Source organism: Rhizobium sp. TH135 (assembly GCF_002855515.1).
Classification (GTDB): Bacteria; Pseudomonadota; Alphaproteobacteria; order Rhizobiales; family Rhizobiaceae; genus Allorhizobium.
In genome coordinates this window covers 51,613-68,170 of the sequence record NZ_PKRP01000004.1, presented here as the reverse complement: position 1 = coordinate 68,170, position 16,558 = coordinate 51,613, and the positions used below count along the sequence as shown (strand labels likewise).

The following is a 16,558-nucleotide window of genomic DNA, read 5'->3' as shown; positions in this document are numbered from 1 at the left end:
ACAGCATGATAACAAATCATGCCTGGAGAACTACGTCTTGGTGAGTACCGATCCGTCTGGTTCTCCAAACATGCTCAACCTGCCCGCTTCCGGTCGAGCCCGCATTTCATTCGCTGCAACTGACCTCGCACATGCCGCCACACTTGGTTGCAAACCCGCTTGACAGCTTCGTCAAAAGACTCATACTCGAAATTGGTCAGACAATCTGACCGCCTGCGTATCAGGGGAGTGATACGCTCGGAGGATTTTCATGTTCGTGGCTTTGGAGCCGCGCCGGCTTTATCGCCAAGTCGCGGAGCAGATCCGTGCACTCATCGAAACGGGTGAATTGAAGCCCGGCTCGCGGCTTCCACCGGAGCGCGAGCTCGCAGACCGCTTTTCGGTCTCAAGACCGACTGTCCGTGAAGCGCTGATCGTGCTCGAGGTCGAAGGACATATTCAGATCCGCATGGGCTCTGGTGTCTATATCAGCAGCCGGCCCCGGCCGACACAGGAGGCGATCGACCATGATGACAGCGAAGGACCGCTGGAAATCCTACAGGCGCGCTGCCTGATCGAAAGCGGCATCGCGGAAGAGGCCGCAAGGCTTGCGACGGCGGAGGGACTCAAGCGTATCGACGCCATTTTGGAGCGCATGGAGGGCGGACTGGACGATGGCGCGGTGGCGCTGGCATGTGACCGCGACTTCCATACGGCGATTGCCGACATCATCGGCAATTCGGCGCTCAAGCACTTCACCGGCCTGATCTACGACTCGCGCATGTCGCCGTATTTCAAGAAGCTGGCCAGCTATTTCGAGGGGCCGCATACCTGGAAGCTGGCGCTCGAAGAGCACCGCATCATTCGCAACGCAATCGCAGCCCGGGACCCAGATGGTGCCCGAGAGGCCATGCGGCGTCATCTGACGCTGGCGCAGAAGAGATTCTCGGAAAGCTTTGAGGAGGAGCCGACCAGAGAAGACTGACCGTTCAGGCCTCGCGCCCACGGTTTTCCAAAGAGTTCTGTTTCAATGGGAGGAATACATGAAACTGACACTTAAGACGCTTCTTGGAGCAGCGGCAGTGATTGTCGCATCCACTGTCTCGGTCCATGCCGAGACCGTTCTGAAATGGGCCCATGTTTACGAGACGTCGGAGCCCTTCCATACGGATTCCGTCTGGGCGGCAGAAGAGATCGGCAAGCGGACCGAAGGCCGCTACAAGATCGACGTCTTCCCGGCTTCGCAGCTCGGCAAGGAAGCCGACATCAACCAGGGCCTCAAGCTCGGCACCGTCGACATCATCATCTCAGGCTCGAGCTTTGCCGCTCGCGACCATAATCCGATCGGCGTCACCTATTACCCCTACATCTTCCGCGACCCGAGCCATCTCCTGGCCTACACGAAAAGCGACGTCTTCAAGAAGTTGACAGCCGGCTATGAAGAGAAGACCGGCAACCATATCGTCGCCGTCAGCTACTACGGAACGCGCCATACCACATCAAACCGCCCGATCGGCAAATGCGCCGATATGGAGGGTTTGAAGATCCGCGTGCCGGATGTGCCGGCCTATTTGGCGATGCCGCGGGCCTGCGGCGCCAACACGACGCCGATCGCCTTTGCGGAAGTCTACCTCGCCCTGCAGAACGGCACGGTCGAAGCTCAGGAAAATCCGCTGACGACGATCGAAGCCAAGAAGTTCTACGAAGTGCAGAAGAACATCGTGCTCACCGGCCACATCGTCGACCACCTGAACACGGTCGTTTCCAAGACCCGTTGGGCAAGTCTGTCGGATGAAGATAAGGCGATCTTCACCGAGGTGATGCTGGAAGCAGCGGCCCGCACGACGAAGACGATCGAAGCCCGTGAAAAGGCGCTGGTCGACGAGTTCAAGGCAAAGGGCATCACCGTGACAGAAGTCGACAAGGCTGACTTCGAAGCGAATGTGATCGCCAAGGCGAAGTTCGAGGACTTCGGCTACGACAAGGCTGATTGGGAAGCCATCCGCGCCATCAAGTAAAGGCGCCGTCCCGGCGCCTGTCCGGCGCCGGGACCTCTTTTTCAAATCATCTAGAATTGGAGCCGACCCATGACGGAGCACCCGCACGCGCCGATCAGTGTGGAGGAGATGGCGCATGCTTTCGAGGAGGAAGCGGCACCGGTCGATCTTTCACATCACGCCATCGAGGACTGGGTAACGCTGGCAGTTTTCTGGGGCATGGGCCTATCCGTGTTTTTGCAGTTCTTTACCCGCTACGTCCTGAACAACAGCTTTTCCTGGACCGAGGAAATCGCCGCCAACTGCTTGGTCGTGGTCGTCTTCATGGGATCCGTCATGTGCGTGCGCACCATGCGGCATATCCAAGTGGACCTGCTGTACCGCTTTTTGCCAACGCGGGCGGTCAGGGTTCTCGAAACGGTCGTCGATGTGATCGGCATCGCCTTCTTCGCCTACATGACCTGGCTGATGTGGCGCTATCTGGAGATTGTCGGCGGGGAGCGCATGGTCACCGTGGACCTGCCGCGCGGCATCGTCTTCTACACAGTCTTTGCAGCCTTTGCGCTGATGTTTGCCCGCTCTGTCCATAACCTCGTCAAGGATCTGACGGGGACGAAAACCGCGCGCCAGAAGGCGCAGGAAGACATCAACGCAGGGGGGATCTAAACCATGCTGCTTCTCATCGGATCCTTTCTGTTTCTTTTGATCCTCGGCACGCCGGTTGCCGTGTCCATGGCCGTCGCATCGCTCGCCTATCTGGTGATCTATGGCGTTGCCCCCGATATCATTGCGGCCCAGCGCATGATTGCCGGTGTCGAAAGCTTCCCGCTGATCGCAGTGCCCTTCTTCATCCTGGCCGGCAATCTCATGAACATTGCCGGGGTGACAGGCCGCATCTACAAGTTTGCTTTGTCACTCGTCGGCTGGATGAAGGGTGGATTGGCGCAGGTTAACATCATCGGCTCGGTGGTCTTCTCCGGCATGTCCGGCACGGCACTTGCCGATGCCGCCGGTATCGGGACCATCGAAATCAAGGCCATGAAGGACCATGGCTATCCGGTGGAGGCCGCCGTTGGCGTTACCGCCGCCTCGGCCACGCTCGGGCCCATCTTTCCGCCATCTCTGCCCTTCGTCATTTACGGGATGATGGCCAACGCCTCGATCGGGGCGCTTTTCATGGCCGGGATCATTCCGGGGGTCGTCATGACAGTCCTGATGATGCTGACGGTCTACATCTTTGCCAAACGCAAGGGATGGGGCTCTGATACCCCATTCGAGCTGAAGCAGTTGCTGGCTGCTTCACTGGAAGTGGTGATCGTCCTCGCCTTCCCTGTCGCCATCTATCTGATGATCCTCGCAGGAATGTCGGTCAATATCGCGGTGCTGATCGGGCTTGCGGTTCTCGTGGCGCTCGACTGGTATTTCGACTTTTCCGCGGTCATGGCGCTGATGACCCCCGTGTTGCTGATCGGCGGCATGACGATGGGCTGGTTTACGCCGACAGAGGCGGCCGTCGCTGCCGTTCTGTGGTCGCTGTTTCTCGGGCTCGTCCGCTACCGCACAATGACGGTCAGGACGCTGGCGAAGGCATCGTTCGACACAATTGAGACGACGGCCTCGGTGCTGTTCATCGTGACGGCCGCGTCGATCTTCGCCTGGTTGCTGACGGTAAGCCAAGCGGCACAGCTATTCGCGGACTTCATGTTCAGCCTGACCGACAATTGGTGGATGTTCCTGATCATCGTCAACATCCTGCTCTTGGTCGTCGGGGCGTTCCTCGACACGATTGCCGCCATCAGCATCCTCGTGCCGATCCTCATGCCGATTGCTGCCCGCTACGGCATCGATCCGGTGCATCTCGGGGTGATCATCACCCTCAACCTGATGATCGGGCTTCTGACTCCACCTGTCGGCATGGTGCTGTTCGTGCTATCGCGCATTTCCAAGCTGTCGGTGGAAAAGACGACGCTCGCCATCCTGCCCTGGATGATCCCGCTCTTCCTGGCGCTTGGTCTCATCACCTTCATCCCAGCCATCACCATGTGGCTGCCGACACAACTCGGTCTCATCCGTTGATCGGCTGGTCCGCTTCGGCGGGCCGGTCTCCGTCTTGAACAAAAGGTCTCTTTGCGATGCAAAACCGCGTTGCCCGCCTTCATGCCGAACGCGACCTGCGCGTTGAGCATCTCGATTATACGACATGTGGCGCCGGCGAGGTTCGACTTGCGATGGCAGCAGGTGGCATCTGCGGTTCGGACCTGCATTACTACCAGGATGGCGGCTTTGGCCCGGTCCGTGTCCGCGAACCCATCATTGCCGGTCACGAAGCCTCCGGCTTTGTGGAGGAAATAGGCGACGGTGTTTCGGGCGTTGAACTAGGGCAACTGGTGGCGGTCAATCCGTCCCAACCCTGCGGCCAGTGCCAGTATTGCCGAATCGGGCAACCCATCCACTGCCTGGACATGCGCTTCATGGGCTCGGCCATGCGTCTGCCGCATGAAGACGGCATGTTCCGCGAACACTTGGTCGTACCCGCCATTCAATGCCATCCGGTCGGCGGCGACGTCACACCGGGAGAAGCGGCCTGCGCAGAGCCGCTGGCGGTATGCCTCCATGCAATCGCCCAGGCCGGCGATCTCAACGCCAAGGCCGTTCTTGTCACGGGCGCGGGGCCGATTGGTCTCCTGACCGTGGCTGCCGCCCGTCATGCTGGTGCCGGGCAGATCGTGGTCACCGATCTGACTGATTCCGCCTTGTCGCGGGCCCACGTTATGGGTGCCACACAAGCCATCAATGTGAAAAACGAGCCGAACGGACTTTTGCCATTCACGGAGCGCAAGGGCTATTTCGACGTGGTCTTCGATTGCTCGGCGGCTGGCCCTGCCCTCCGCTCCGCCTTTGCGGCGATCAAGCCGCGGGGCATTCTGGTCCAGGTTGGCGTGACCGGCGACGTCACCATTCCCCTCAACGCACTGGTCGGCAAGGAAATCGTCTGGCGCGGCTCGCAGCGGTTCCATGAAGAGTTCTCTGATGCCGTCGCGTTGATCTCGACGCGTGAGATCGATGTGCGTCCGATCATCTCGCACAGCTTCCCACTCGATGCGGTGGTGGAAGCCTTTGAACAGGCCGGTGACCGGTCGAAGGCCTGCAAGGTGCAGATCACATTTCCACAGACGCATGAAAGCCTGAAGGACGAGAGATGAGACATACCTGGCGCTGGTTCGGCCCCATCGACAAAGTCAGTGTGAGAGATGCAGCCCAGGCGGGCGCCGAGGGCATCGTGTCGGCACTGCACCACATCGCAACCGGCGAGGTCTGGCCAGAAGACGAGATTGCCAAACGGCATGACGTAATCCGCGCCGGCGGCCTGGTCTGGGATGTGGTCGAGAGCATTCCGGTGTCCGAGGACATCAAGACACAGACCGGCGACTGGAAGCGCCACATCGCCAACTGGCAGGAAACGCTCAGACGCCTGTCGGCTTCGGGGATCCGAACGGTCTGCTATAACTTCATGCCAATCCTCGACTGGACGCGGACCGATTTGCGGTGGGAAACGGGTCACGGCGCCAAAGCCATGCGCTTTGATCTCGTCGATTTCGCAGCCTTCGACATCCATATCCTGAAGCGACCCGAGGCTGCCGCAGACTATCCGGACTGGCTGACCGACGAGGCAGCACGGCGTTTCTCCGGCATGGAGGATGCGAAGATCACGGCCCTCGGCAAGAACATTGGTGCCGGCCTGCCGGGCTCTGCCGATGGCTACACGCTCGAGCAGTTGCTCGAAAAGCTCCGCTCCTATCAAGGCATCAACCGCGAACGGCTGCAGCAAAACCTCGTCGATTTCCTGAGCGAAGTCGCGCCGGTGGCCCAGCAGGTCGGCATCAATATCTGCGCACACGGCGACGATCCGCCCTGGTCGCTGCTCGGCCTGCCGCGCATATTGTCGACAGAGGCCGACTATGCGCACATGCTGGATGCCGTTGATCTCAGCGCCAACGGCGTAACCCTCTGCACCGGATCACTCGGTGCGCGCCCTGACAATGATCTGCCTTTTCTTGCCAAGCGCTTTGCCGACCGCATCCATTTCGTCCATCTCCGCAACGTGACCCGTGACACCGACACGGTCCCCTGTTCCTTCTTCGAGGACGAGCATCTGGAAGGCGGGACCGACATGGTGGCCGTCATCGCGGCCCTCCTGACGGAGGAGGCAAGACGGCGCAAGGAGGGGCGTGAAGATCATCAAATTCCCATGCGTCCCGACCACGGCCAGGAAATCCTCGATGACCTGACACGTGGTGCACAGCCGGGCTATCCAGCCATCGGCAGGCTCAAGGGCCTGGCAGAGCTTCGCGGGATCGAGCGCGCGCTGTCGCATGCCCAATACGGACTGGGAGGCTGATATTGCAAAGGCTCTCCAGCACGACAGGTCTTCCGGATACGGTTCGTCAACCGCAGTTTGACCGGACGAAACTGAAACCCGGCATCGTGCATATCGGGATCGGCGCGTTCCACAGGGCGCATCAGGCGGTGTTCACGCAGCGTGCTCTGGAAGCCGAATTCGGACCCTGGGGCATCATTGCCGTGAACCTTCGTTCGCTGGAGCCGGTCGAAGCGCTCGCCAATCAGGATGGGCTCTACTCAGTCACGACACGCAGCGAGGCAGGGGATCAATCCGAGGTCATCGGCGCGACCGTCGACTGGATATGTGCCGCGTCCGATCGTGCCCGTGTGCTCTCGGCCCTGGCCGATCCGGCGATCCGCGTGGTGACGATCACCGTGTCGGAAAAAGCCTATGGTCTTGATCCGGCAACGGGCGGGTTGGACCAAGAGCATCAAGCCGTAGCTGCGGACCTCAGGAGGCCAGATGCGCCTGTCGGTGTGCTGGGCTTCCTCGTTGAGGGCCTTGCTCTGCGGCGCGCTGCAGGGCTTGCCCCCTTCACGGTTCTTTGTTGCGACAATCTACCATCCAACGGCAAGGTCGTGCGCCGCCTGGTTATGGAGATGGCCCAGCTGCGCGATCCCGCGCTGGCCGATTGGATCGCGGACAAGGGTCGGTTCCCCTGCTCCATGGTCGACCGGATCGTGCCCGCCGCGACCGACACCACCCGGCTTCGTGCCGAAAGACTGCTCGGAGCCAAGGACGCACTGGCAATCGACACAGAGCCGTTTTTGCAATGGGTCATCGAGGATGACTTTGTTTCCGGGCGGCCCGCCTGGGAGGCCGGCGGCGCAATCTTCGCCGGCAATGTCGAGCCCTATGAGAAGATGAAGCTGCGATTGCTCAACGGTACGCACACGCTGCTTGCCCATCTCGGGATCCTTGGAGACCTTGACTATATTCGCGACGTGATGGCCGTACCGGATCTGGCGGCAAAGGCACGCCTGCATATGGAAGAGGTTGTCTCGACGCTCGATCCGGTGCCCGGCATCGACCTTGCCGCCTATATCGACGATCTCCTGGCGCGCTTTTCCAATCCGACCATAGACCATCGCAACCTCCAGATCGCGCTCGATACGACGCAAAAACTGCCGCAGCGGCTTTTGGCGCCCACCGTCGACATGCTGGCGAAAGGTGAGACAGCCGCCGCGACGGCTTATGCAGTGGGGGTCTGGATGGCATCGGTGAAAAAGCGAGGCGATTGCGGCGATCCCCGCCGCAGCGACGTCCTTGCGGCGGCGGCAAGCATCGATGCCGCCGACCCGTCAGCATCGTTTTTTGCAATCCCCGGTCTTTTCCCACCTGAACTGATTGCCGCACGCGACTGGCGCGATCGAATAAACGCAGCGATCCTATCGTTCTAGCAGATGCGGCCAGGGTATGGAGAAGCAGGAAACAGCGACTTGCAGCCAGAAGGTCAGTGAGGCAAAGCGGTGCAGCAGACGATCGGATTAGGTCGAGCGCAAAGTGTCGACCTGCTCAGAGGTCAGCGGCCGCAAACGTTCGCCTCGCAGCATCAGAAATAGCTTGGCGGTCTCTTCCAGCTCTTCCATCGCAAACTGTGCTTCTTTCAACGTCTTGCCCGCAACGACGGGGCCGTGGTTGGCCAGAAGAACCGCATGGCTGTGTTCAGCCCTTTCGCGCACGGCTTCGGCGAGCGCTGCGTCCCCGGGCGGAAAGTAGGGCGCCATCGGCAAGCGCCCGACCCGCATCACGTAATAGGCTGTCAGCGGCGGCAGAACATCGTTGGGATCAAGACCGTCGAGAATGCTGACGGCAACGGCATGGGTGGAATGCAGATGTACGACCGCGCCCGAGCTTTCCCGGGCGCAGTACATGCATTGGTGCAGGAAGGCTTCCTTGGTCGGCTTGTCACCGCCGACATGCACGCCCTCGGCGGTGAATTTCGACAGCCGGCCGGGATCGAGCGATCCCATGGAGGCATTGGTCGGCGTCATCAGCATTTCGCCATTCGAGAGCCGCGCGCTGATATTGCCGGTCGAGCCGAAGGTGAAGCAGCGATCGAAAAGGGATTTGCCGACCTCGGCGATCTCGTCGCGCAGGCGGGTTTCCTCGGAGAGAGTGGATGTCATGGCAGCAGGTCCCATGCCTTGAGGAAGAAATCGGGCGCGCCGAAATTGCCGGACTTGAGCGCAAGCGCCATCGGCTCCGTCTGTCCGAGCGTCAACGTCCAGGGCACGCCGGGATCGATCTCTGGACCGATGAAGAGCGCGTCGGGTGCCAGCGCCCCGACCACGGCACCCGAGGTCTCGCCACCGGCGACGATCAGGCGGCGGACGCCAGCGGCCTTGAGGCCGAGCGCGGTTTCGGCGAGGAATTGCTCGATCAGCGATCCGGCCCTCTCGCGACCGAGGGCAGCCTGGGCAGCTTTCACCTCGTCAGGCTCTGCACTCGAATAGATCAGTGGTGCCCGTGCAGACTGGGCCAGCGCCCAGGAAAGGGCCTCCTCCACCCGGAAGCGACCTTCTGCAATTGCCATAGGGTCGAGCTTGAGCGTCGGGCCCCCCGCCTCGATCGCGGTGCGGATCTGGCCGCGGGTCGCTTCCGAGCAGGACCCGGCGAGGATCATCGACCGACCTTCGGGGGCGGAAAAGGCGAGCGCGCCTCCAGAAGAGCGCAAGCGGCCGGCGCGGCGGAAATTCTCCGGCAGACCCAGCGCGATACCAGAGCCGCCGGTGATCAGGGTCAGTCCTGCAGCGGCCTCACCGATCACCCGGAGATCGGCACCGGTCAGTGCATCGACGACCAGCGCTTGCTCGCCCTTGCCACGCGCTGCGTCGAAGGCTTGCGCGACGGCTGAAGCTCCCTGCCCGACTATCTCACGAGTCACCAGCCCCACCTTCAGCTGCGACTGGCCGGCCATCAGGCGAACCAGCGAGCTGTCGGTCATTGGGGTCAGCGGATGATTGCGCATCGGGCTATCGGACAGCAGCTGGTCGCCGACAAACAGATGGCCCTTGTAGATGGTACGGCCATTGGCCGGAAAGGCCGGGCAGACAATCGTCAGATCGGTACCGAGCGCCTGCATCAGGGCTTCGGTGACGGGACCGATATTGCCGGCGGGACTGGAATCGAAGGTCGAGCAATATTTGAACAGGAACTGCGTCGCACCCGCCGTCTGCAGGAAGGAGAGGGCCTCGAGCGACATGGCGACCGCTTCAGCTGCGGGATTGGTGCGCGACTTCAGCGCCACCACCACCGCGTCGACGTCCGAGAGATCAAGGCCAGCCTTGGGAACACCGATCGTCTGGATGATCCGCATGCCCTCCCGTGACAGCATCAGCGCAAGGTCGGTGGCTCCGGTCAGGTCGTCGGCAATGGCGCCCAAAAGCATGGCAGTCTCCGGTGAAGTGGCGCGCGGTCAGGCCGTTGCGCCGTCGATTATGGCAAATCCGGTGTCGATGATCTGCGCTTCGCCCGGCCGTTCAGCCTGAGCGAGAAGCGCCTCGACCGCCGTCTTGCCGATGTTGAAGCGGTTTGAGCGCACGGTCGACAGAGGCTTCGGCAGCGCCTGGCCGATTTCCAGCCCGTTGAAACCGAAGAGCGCGAGCCGCTCCGGCACCGGGATTCCGGCGCCCAGACAGTGCATGAAGCCACCGACTGCCATGTCGTCGTTGGAGAAGACGACGGCATCGGCCACAGTGCCATCGGCCAGCAGGCCGGCCAGCGTGTCGCGGCCGGCAATCGTCGAGCTCGGACCGTCATGGCGCTTCTCGACGGAGAGCGACAGGCCGGCTTCAGCCAACGCTTCGCAGAGGCCGTCATAGCGAGCCCGAGCACGACGGTCGGCTGTCCAATCGTGACCAACATAACCGATCCGGCTATAGCCGCGCCGCACCAGATGCTCGGCTGTCGCGCGACCGGCCCGGTGATGAGACAGGCCAACCGCGAGATCGATCGGCTGATCGTCGATGTCCATAAGTTCGGCAATCCGAATGCGACTGTTCTCCAGCATCCGGCGCGCAGCGTCCGTGTGTTCGAAGCCGGTGGTGATCAGCGCGGTCGGCTGCCAGGCGAGCAGCGAGGAGACGAGCTGCTGTTCCTTGCCGAGATCATAATCGGTGACGCCGATCATCGGCTGATAAGGCGTGTCGGCGAGACCGGCGTGGATGCCGCGCAGCACCTCGGGGAAAACGATGTTAGAGAGCGAGGGCAGGATCACGCCAATGATCAGCGAAGCCGAGGAGGCGAGCGAGCCGGCCGCGCGATTGGGGACGTAGCCGAGCGTGTCGATGGCGTCGAGAACGCGCTTGCGGGTTTCCTCCGCAATCGAGCCCTTGTTGCGGATGACCCGTGACACGGTGTTCTCACTGACATTCGCCAGGCGAGCCACATGAGTGAGCGTCGGCGTCTCCGGCTGCATTCGTTTCGTCTCCTCCCCTGCCGCATTGCCAATTGGCCAAGACGGCGACACGCGATCTGCTCTTCAGGACCGTGCCATAAACTTTATCTCAGCGCTAACATATTTCGCTTGATCGTGGCTAGAGGATGTGCTTAAAAAATTATGTTAGCGCTGAGATTAGCGCTTTCTGGGAGATTATACTTCGGGAGGAGTTCACCGTGAGAACCTTTAACAAGGCCGCGCTTGCCGCGTCGGCCGCGATGCTCTGCGCCTTCAGTTTCACTTCGGCCGTCCGCGCCGAGGACACCCATCGTCCGGAGTGCTTCTCTGCAGCACCCGACAATGCCAAGGTCATCAAGTACGAGAAGCGGGACGGCCCCTACAAGGTTGCCTTCGTCAACGGCTTTGCCGGCAATGACTGGCGCGTAACCGCCATCCAGGGCGCAAAGGCCTGGGCCGCACGTGAAGAAAACAAGGCGAAGCTGTCCGAATTCACCGTCGTCTCGGTTGGCAATGACAGTGCCGCCCAGATCGCTGCGATAGACAACTTCATCGCCGCCGGCTACGACGCGATCACCTTCATCGCCGTCAACCCGACTGCCTTCTCCTCCGTCATCAAGCGCGCCGAACAGGCCGGCACGGTGCTCGTGCCATTCGACAACGTGCTCGATACCGATGCGATCGTGCAGGTGAATGAAAACCAGTTCGAGCTCGGCGCAATGAAGGCGGAAGCCGTCGTCCGTGAAATCGAGAAGGCCAAGGGCAAGGTCGAGGGCAGCGTGCTCGAAGTCTCCGGCCTGCCGGGCAATGCGACCGACCGCGACAACCATCTCGGCATGCGCTCCGTGCTCGACAAGCATCCGGGCCTCAAGGTCGTCCAGGTGGTCGGCAACTGGGATGCCGGCACCGTGCAGAAGGTCACCGCCGACGCAATCGCCACCAATGGCAACTTCGACGGCGTGATGGTCCAGGAAGGCACGATCGGCGCACTGAACGCGATGAAGAATGCCGGTCACCCGGTCGTTCCGATCGGTGGTGATGCCGGCAACGGCGCCCGCAAGCTGATCGCCGAAGGCAAGTATCCGGGCCTCACTGCAGCCCAGGCGCCTGTCATGTCGGCCGTCGCACTCGAAGCCGCTGTCTCGCTGCTCGAAGGCAATGCCCTGCCACAGAAAGTGTTCCTGCCGATCCCGAACAAGGACAATTCAGAGCTGAAGGAAGGCACTGACTACTTCCCGAACCTGCCGGACACCTTCTACACGACGACAGGCTATCCGAATTGCTTCCCGGTCTTTACCCCGGAAGAGCTGCTCGGTCAGACCCCGGACAATACCTGATCCTCCCGGCTGGACGGCGGCGCCTGACACCTCATAGGGCGCCGCCGCCCGACCCATACCAGGACATGCCACAATGACGACAGCTCCGCTCATCGAGCTTTCGGGGATTTCGAAATCCTACGGACCGATCCAGGCCCTGAAGACTATCGACTTTTCCGCACGACCAGGCTCCGTGCACGCCATCCTCGGCGAAAACGGCGCCGGCAAGTCGACCCTGATGAAACTGCTTTCCGGGGCCATACAGCCGACGACGGGCGAGATCCGCCTTGAAGGCCGCTCCATCCGCTTTTCAGGAACGCGCCAGGCCTCGGCCGCCGGTATCGTCTGCATGTTTCAGGAACTCTCGCTCCTGCCGACCCTATCGGTCGGCGACAACATCACGCTCGCCCGCCCGCAGACACGCTTCGGCTTCATGCTCGCCAAGGCCTATGAAGAAGCCCGAGCCGCCCTCGACCTGATCGGAGCCGAGAGCATTTCTCTCGACACCCCCGTCGAAGAGCTGTCGCTGGCCGATCGGCAACGGGTGGAAATCGCCAAGGCGCTCTATCAGAAACCACGTCTTCTCATCCTCGATGAGGCCACTTCGGCACTCGGCGCCTCCGCCGTCGAGAAAGTTTTCACCGTCATCCGGAAACTGCGCGACGAAGGTTGCTGCATCCTCTTCATTTCTCATCGTTTCCACGAGGTGGAGGCGCTTGCCGACACGATCTCGGTCTTTCGCGCCGGACAGCATGTCCGCACCTTCCCGGCAGGCACGATCGACAACCAGAGCATCGTGTCGCTGATGATCGGCGAGACCATGGACCGGCTCTTCCCGCCACCGCGTTCGGCCGTGCCCGCAAATACAGCGCCGCTTCTTTCCATCAAGGACTTGTCGTTCGCCGGGGAACTCTTCGATGTCGGCTTCACAGTGCGCCCCGGCGAGATCTATGGTCTTGGCGGCCTGGAAGGCCAGGGTCAGCAGCGCGTTCTCGAAGCGATCTTCGGCACACTTTCGGGCGTTAGCGGGTCGATCGAGCTTTCAGGCAAGACCTATGAGCGCCGCTCGCCGCATCGGTCGAAGTCACCGGAGATCGGTATCGCGCTGGTTCCCGAAGACCGCAAGACCGAGGGCATGATCCAGCCGCTGTCGATATCAGACAATATGCGGCTTGCCGGTATCGGGCTTCACGGCGACAGCGAAGCGCTCGACGCCCGCTGCCTCGCCCTTCTCGAACGCCTCGAACTGACCTATGGCCAGCTCTCCGATCCCGTCATGTCGCTGTCAGGTGGCAACCAACAAAAGGTGCTGCTTGCCAAATGGCTGGCGCTTGGACCACGCTGCCTGCTGCTGCTCGATCCCACCCGCGGCATCGACGTGAAGACCAAGGCGCAGATTTACCGCCTGCTCACCGACCTTGCCGGACAGGGCATCGCGATTGTCATGCAGTCAACGGACTACGAAGAGCTGGTGCATCTCTGCGACCGGGTCGCAGTCTTCTATCGTGGCCGCATCGCGCGGGAACTGAGCGGAGACACACTGACGCCTGAAAACCTGATTTCAGCCGCCATGGGCCTCAGCACCGCCACACCAGCGCCGGAGACCGTGCAATGACCGCGCTCTACATCCGACGCAACCTGCGCGTCATCATTCCGACCATAGCCTTCGTTGCACTCTTCGTGCTCTACATCGCCACCCATCCGCGGGGGCTCTCCACCTATGTGCTGACGATCTGGTCCAACCAGTCGGCGCTCCTGGTGTTTGCTGCCTTCGCCCAGTTTTTCGTCGTCCTGGTGCGCGGCATTGACCTTTCGGTCGGTGCGGTCGTGGCACTCACCAATGTCACCGCTTCTTTCGTACTCGCCGGCGATGGCGGATCGCTTGTCTTCGGCATGGCCGCCGTGCTCCTGGTCGGCATGGCCTGCGGGCTATTCACCGGCCTGTTCGTCTGCTTCGGGAACGTGCCGCCGATCGTCGCAACTCTCGCCACCGGCGCGATCTATTCCGGCATTGCGCTTTATCTCCGGCCGACGCCGGGCGGCGGAGTAAACTCCGAGCTTTCCGATGCCTTCACCTATGCCATCGGCCCTATCCCAACCTCGCTGCTGCTAATCATTGTGACCGTGCTCGTGATCACCATCGTGCTGCGCAAGACGAGTTTCGGCGTGGCGCTGAAGGCGCTTGGAGCCAACGAGCATTCGGCACAGCTCACCGGCATTAACACAACAGCGATGCGCATCTCCGCTCACGTGCTGGGCGGGCTCATGGCCGGCATGGCCGGGCTGTATGTCTCCATGGTGACGATGACCGGCGATGCCGGCATCGGTCCGACCTACACTCTGAACTCGATTGCGGCGATCGTGCTTGGAGGCGTGTCGCTTGCCGGTGGCATCGGCACGGCAGTCGGCGTCGCCGTCGGTGCCATGCTGTTGAAGACCGTCGCCTCGCTGATGTTCTTCTCGGGCCTTCCTCCCCTCGCCCAGCCCTTCTTCGAGGGGCTGATCCTGGCGCTCGCGATTGCCTTCGGCTCCGTCGGCGTGCTGCGTGTTCGCAACAAACTGAAGTTGTTCGCCCAATGACCGACCGCGCGATATCAGGGCCATCAAGGCCAAGCCTTCCCGTCGATCCTGCCGTTCTCGTTGTTGCCATCGGCTGCGGCCTGCTGCTGGCCGCTGGCGGAACCATTTTGCCGACATTTCTGACGGCGGGTTATCTCCTCCAGCAACTGCAGATCGCCTCTTTCCTCGGGATCATTGCGGCCGGCGCCACGCTCGTCATCCTGCTCGGTCATATCGATCTTTCGGTGCCGGCCGCGATCACCGCGATTGCCATTGTCACCACGACGGTTGCGGGCTCGCAGGATCCGACACTTGCCACTCTCGCCATCCCGATCGGGCTTGCGACCGGCGCTTTGATCGGCCTGATCAACGGCATCGGCGTCGCCTTCCTGCGCCTGCCGTCCATGGTCTGGACACTGGCAATGAACTCGATGCTGATCGGCTCTGTGGTCTTCTTCACCGGCGGCTTCAAGCCGCGCGGCATGGCCCCGCCACTGTCGATCACACTGTCGCTCGAGCGCAGTTTCGGCATTCCCAACGCCTTCCTGTTCTGGCTCGTCGTCATGGCCGCAATGTTTTACCTGCTGCACCGGACCGTCTACGGCAAATATCTGATCGCCATGGGCAATTCGGAAAAGGCAGTCTATCTCTCCGGCATTCGCGTGAGGTTTGTCACCACCCTCACCTTCGTGGTCGCCGGCGTTTTTACGGCCATTGGCGCCATCCTGCTGGCCGGCTATGCCAACCAGGCCTATCAGGGCATGGGCGACCCCTATATGCTGCCTGTTATCACCGCCGTGGTTATTGGGGGCACGTCGATCATGGGAGGCCAGGGTGGATATGGCGGCACGATCGTCGGCGCGATCTTCATCACCCTCCTGTCCTCGATCCTCTCTGTGCTGCAGATGCCGGAAGCCTTCAGGCAGATTGTCTTCGGTGTCATCATTCTGGCCATGCTTTTGATCCGTGGCTACAAAAGGAGCTTTCGCTGATGTCTCACCTTCCGTCCGTCGCCGTCGTCGGCCTCGGCTCCATGGGCCTCGGCATGGCGCGCTCGCTGGTCCGGGCCGGACATGCCGTGCGTGGCTTTGACATCAGTGCCGATGCGCTGAACGCGCTCGAGGCCGCCGGCGGCACCCCGGGCGCCAATCCGGGGGATGCTGTTGCGGGCGCCGATGTTGCCGTCATCGTGGTGGTGAACGCTGCCCAGACAGAGACCGTGCTCTTTGGCGAGAATGGTGTGGTCGCTGCCATGAAGTCCGGCGGCGTCATCATTGCCTGCGCCACCATTTCGCCGGCTGAGGCCAAGCGCTTCGCAGCCCGTGTCGAAGAAGCAGGCCTTCTCTATGTCGATGGTCCGATCAGCGGCGGTTCGAAGAAGGCCGAAGCCGGCCAGTTGACCTTCATGGCCTCTGGCTCGTCCGCCGCTTTCACCGCCGCCCGATCAGCGCTCGATGCGATGGCCGGAACGGTCTACGAACTCGGCGATCAGCCCGGCATCGGCTCCTCGTTCAAGATCGTCAACCAGCTGCTGGCAGGCGTACACATCGCCGCCGCCTGCGAGGCGATCACCTTCGCCAAGAGCATGGACCTCGACATTTCCCGCGTCTTCGACGTGATCACCAAGTCGGCCGGCAACAGCTGGATGTTTGAAAACCGTATCCCGCATGTGCTGGAAGGCGATTACACGCCGCATAGTGCTGTCGCGATCTTCACCAAGGATCTCGGCATCGTTTCGGATATCGGTCGCCAGACGAAATTCCCCCTGCCGATTGCGAGCGCCGCCCTGCAGCTCTTCATCATGACCGAAGCCGCCGGCATGGGGCGCGACGACGACAGCTCGGTTGCGCGCCTGCTGGCAAAGGTTGCCGGCCTCAAGCTGCCCGGTATGGAAGACGAGGACTGA

Annotated in this window: 15 protein-coding genes; 12 read left to right on the top strand and 3 right to left on the bottom strand. The window is 61.6% G+C overall.

All coding sequences use genetic code 11. The features are described from left to right. Window positions 1-250 precede the first annotated feature (250 nt). From C0V73_RS13070 to C0V73_RS13040, 7 genes are all read left to right on the top strand, one after another. Window positions 251-964, top strand: coding sequence for a FadR/GntR family transcriptional regulator (locus C0V73_RS13070; protein ID WP_102020447.1), 714 nt, complete (start codon window positions 251-253; stop codon window positions 962-964). Between the two features lie 58 nt (window positions 965-1,022). After that, window positions 1,023-1,997 carry a sialic acid TRAP transporter substrate-binding protein SiaP gene (locus tag C0V73_RS13065; RefSeq protein WP_102020446.1) on the top strand — a complete coding sequence of 325 codons (975 nt, stop codon included), beginning with the start codon at window positions 1,023-1,025 and terminating at the stop codon, window positions 1,995-1,997. 69 nt (window positions 1,998-2,066) lie between these two features. Further along, the gene (locus C0V73_RS13060; protein ID WP_102020445.1) at window positions 2,067-2,642 is read left to right on the top strand and encodes a TRAP transporter small permease; all 576 of its coding nucleotides are present in this window, start codon (window positions 2,067-2,069) and stop codon (window positions 2,640-2,642) included. A gap of 3 nt (window positions 2,643-2,645) precedes the next feature. Next, complete coding sequence (locus tag C0V73_RS13055; protein ID WP_102020444.1) at window positions 2,646-4,052, top strand: TRAP transporter large permease; 1,407 nt, start codon at window positions 2,646-2,648, stop codon at window positions 4,050-4,052. Window positions 4,053-4,108: 56 nt separating this feature from the next. Further along, window positions 4,109-5,179: an L-idonate 5-dehydrogenase gene (locus C0V73_RS13050; RefSeq protein WP_102020443.1), complete on the top strand. Its 1,071-nt coding sequence runs from the start codon at window positions 4,109-4,111 to the stop codon at window positions 5,177-5,179. Beyond that, a complete protein-coding gene (gene uxuA / locus C0V73_RS13045) occupies window positions 5,176-6,375 on the top strand; it encodes a mannonate dehydratase (protein ID WP_102020442.1) in 1,200 nt (399 codons plus the stop codon). The genes C0V73_RS13050 and uxuA overlap by 4 nt, the downstream gene beginning before the upstream one ends. 2 nt (window positions 6,376-6,377) lie before the next feature. After that, entirely contained in the window at window positions 6,378-7,778 is a 1,401-nt protein-coding gene (locus tag C0V73_RS13040; RefSeq protein ID WP_245407969.1) for a mannitol dehydrogenase family protein, read from the top strand. A gap of 87 nt (window positions 7,779-7,865) precedes the next feature. Here the strand turns inward: C0V73_RS13040 and otnC are convergent, their stop codons facing one another. The 3 genes from otnC to C0V73_RS13025 are packed head-to-tail and all read right to left on the bottom strand — an operon-like array spanning window position 7,866 to window position 10,798. Beyond that, window positions 7,866-8,507, bottom strand: a complete 642-nt coding sequence (gene otnC, locus C0V73_RS13035) for a 3-oxo-tetronate 4-phosphate decarboxylase (RefSeq protein ID WP_102020440.1) — start codon at window positions 8,505-8,507, stop codon at window positions 7,866-7,868. Next, window positions 8,504-9,769: a 3-oxo-tetronate kinase gene (gene otnK, locus C0V73_RS13030; RefSeq protein ID WP_102020439.1), complete on the bottom strand. Its 1,266-nt coding sequence runs from the start codon at window positions 9,767-9,769 to the stop codon at window positions 8,504-8,506. The genes otnC and otnK overlap by 4 nt, the downstream gene beginning before the upstream one ends. 27 nt (window positions 9,770-9,796) lie before the next feature. Next, window positions 9,797-10,798: a LacI family DNA-binding transcriptional regulator gene (locus C0V73_RS13025; protein WP_102020438.1), complete on the bottom strand. Its 1,002-nt coding sequence runs from the start codon at window positions 10,796-10,798 to the stop codon at window positions 9,797-9,799. A gap of 197 nt (window positions 10,799-10,995) precedes the next feature. On the opposite strand from C0V73_RS13025, the gene C0V73_RS13020 reads away from it, so the two are divergent. From C0V73_RS13020 to ltnD, 5 genes are all read left to right on the top strand, one after another. After that, a complete protein-coding gene (locus tag C0V73_RS13020) occupies window positions 10,996-12,114 on the top strand; it encodes a sugar ABC transporter substrate-binding protein (protein WP_172450172.1) in 1,119 nt (372 codons plus the stop codon). Window positions 12,115-12,187: 73 nt separating this feature from the next. Further along, window positions 12,188-13,708, top strand: coding sequence for a sugar ABC transporter ATP-binding protein (locus C0V73_RS13015; protein ID WP_102020436.1), 1,521 nt, complete (start codon window positions 12,188-12,190; stop codon window positions 13,706-13,708). Continuing rightward, a complete protein-coding gene (locus C0V73_RS13010; protein ID WP_102020435.1) occupies window positions 13,705-14,673 on the top strand; it encodes an ABC transporter permease in 969 nt (322 codons plus the stop codon). Before C0V73_RS13015 ends, C0V73_RS13010 begins: the two co-directional genes overlap by 4 nt. Next, entirely contained in the window at window positions 14,670-15,644 is a 975-nt protein-coding gene (locus C0V73_RS13005) for an ABC transporter permease (protein WP_102020434.1), read from the top strand. Before C0V73_RS13010 ends, C0V73_RS13005 begins: the two co-directional genes overlap by 4 nt. Then, window positions 15,644-16,558, top strand: coding sequence for an L-threonate dehydrogenase (ltnD, locus tag C0V73_RS13000; protein ID WP_102020433.1), 915 nt, complete (start codon window positions 15,644-15,646; stop codon window positions 16,556-16,558). Before C0V73_RS13005 ends, ltnD begins: the two co-directional genes overlap by 1 nt.

What these genes read in the sequence shown, in the direction of transcription:
- C0V73_RS13070 (WP_102020447.1), top strand. Translation starts at nt 251, where the DNA reads ATGTTCGTGGCTTTGGAGCCGCGCCGGCTTTATCGCCAAGTCGCGGAG.
- C0V73_RS13065 (WP_102020446.1), top strand. Translation starts at nt 1,023, where the DNA reads ATGAAACTGACACTTAAGACGCTTCTTGGAGCAGCGGCAGTGATTGTC.
- C0V73_RS13060 (WP_102020445.1), top strand. Translation starts at nt 2,067, where the DNA reads ATGACGGAGCACCCGCACGCGCCGATCAGTGTGGAGGAGATGGCGCAT.
- C0V73_RS13055 (WP_102020444.1), top strand. Translation starts at nt 2,646, where the DNA reads ATGCTGCTTCTCATCGGATCCTTTCTGTTTCTTTTGATCCTCGGCACG.
- C0V73_RS13050 (WP_102020443.1), top strand. Translation starts at nt 4,109, where the DNA reads ATGCAAAACCGCGTTGCCCGCCTTCATGCCGAACGCGACCTGCGCGTT.
- uxuA (WP_102020442.1), top strand. Translation starts at nt 5,176, where the DNA reads ATGAGACATACCTGGCGCTGGTTCGGCCCCATCGACAAAGTCAGTGTG.
- otnC (WP_102020440.1), bottom strand. Translation starts at nt 8,507, where the DNA reads ATGACATCCACTCTCTCCGAGGAAACCCGCCTGCGCGACGAGATCGCC.
- otnK (WP_102020439.1), bottom strand. Translation starts at nt 9,769, where the DNA reads ATGCTTTTGGGCGCCATTGCCGACGACCTGACCGGAGCCACCGACCTT.
- C0V73_RS13025 (WP_102020438.1), bottom strand. Translation starts at nt 10,798, where the DNA reads ATGCAGCCGGAGACGCCGACGCTCACTCATGTGGCTCGCCTGGCGAAT.
- C0V73_RS13015 (WP_102020436.1), top strand. Translation starts at nt 12,188, where the DNA reads ATGACGACAGCTCCGCTCATCGAGCTTTCGGGGATTTCGAAATCCTAC.
- C0V73_RS13010 (WP_102020435.1), top strand. Translation starts at nt 13,705, where the DNA reads ATGACCGCGCTCTACATCCGACGCAACCTGCGCGTCATCATTCCGACC.
- C0V73_RS13005 (WP_102020434.1), top strand. Translation starts at nt 14,670, where the DNA reads ATGACCGACCGCGCGATATCAGGGCCATCAAGGCCAAGCCTTCCCGTC.
- ltnD (WP_102020433.1), top strand. Translation starts at nt 15,644, where the DNA reads ATGTCTCACCTTCCGTCCGTCGCCGTCGTCGGCCTCGGCTCCATGGGC.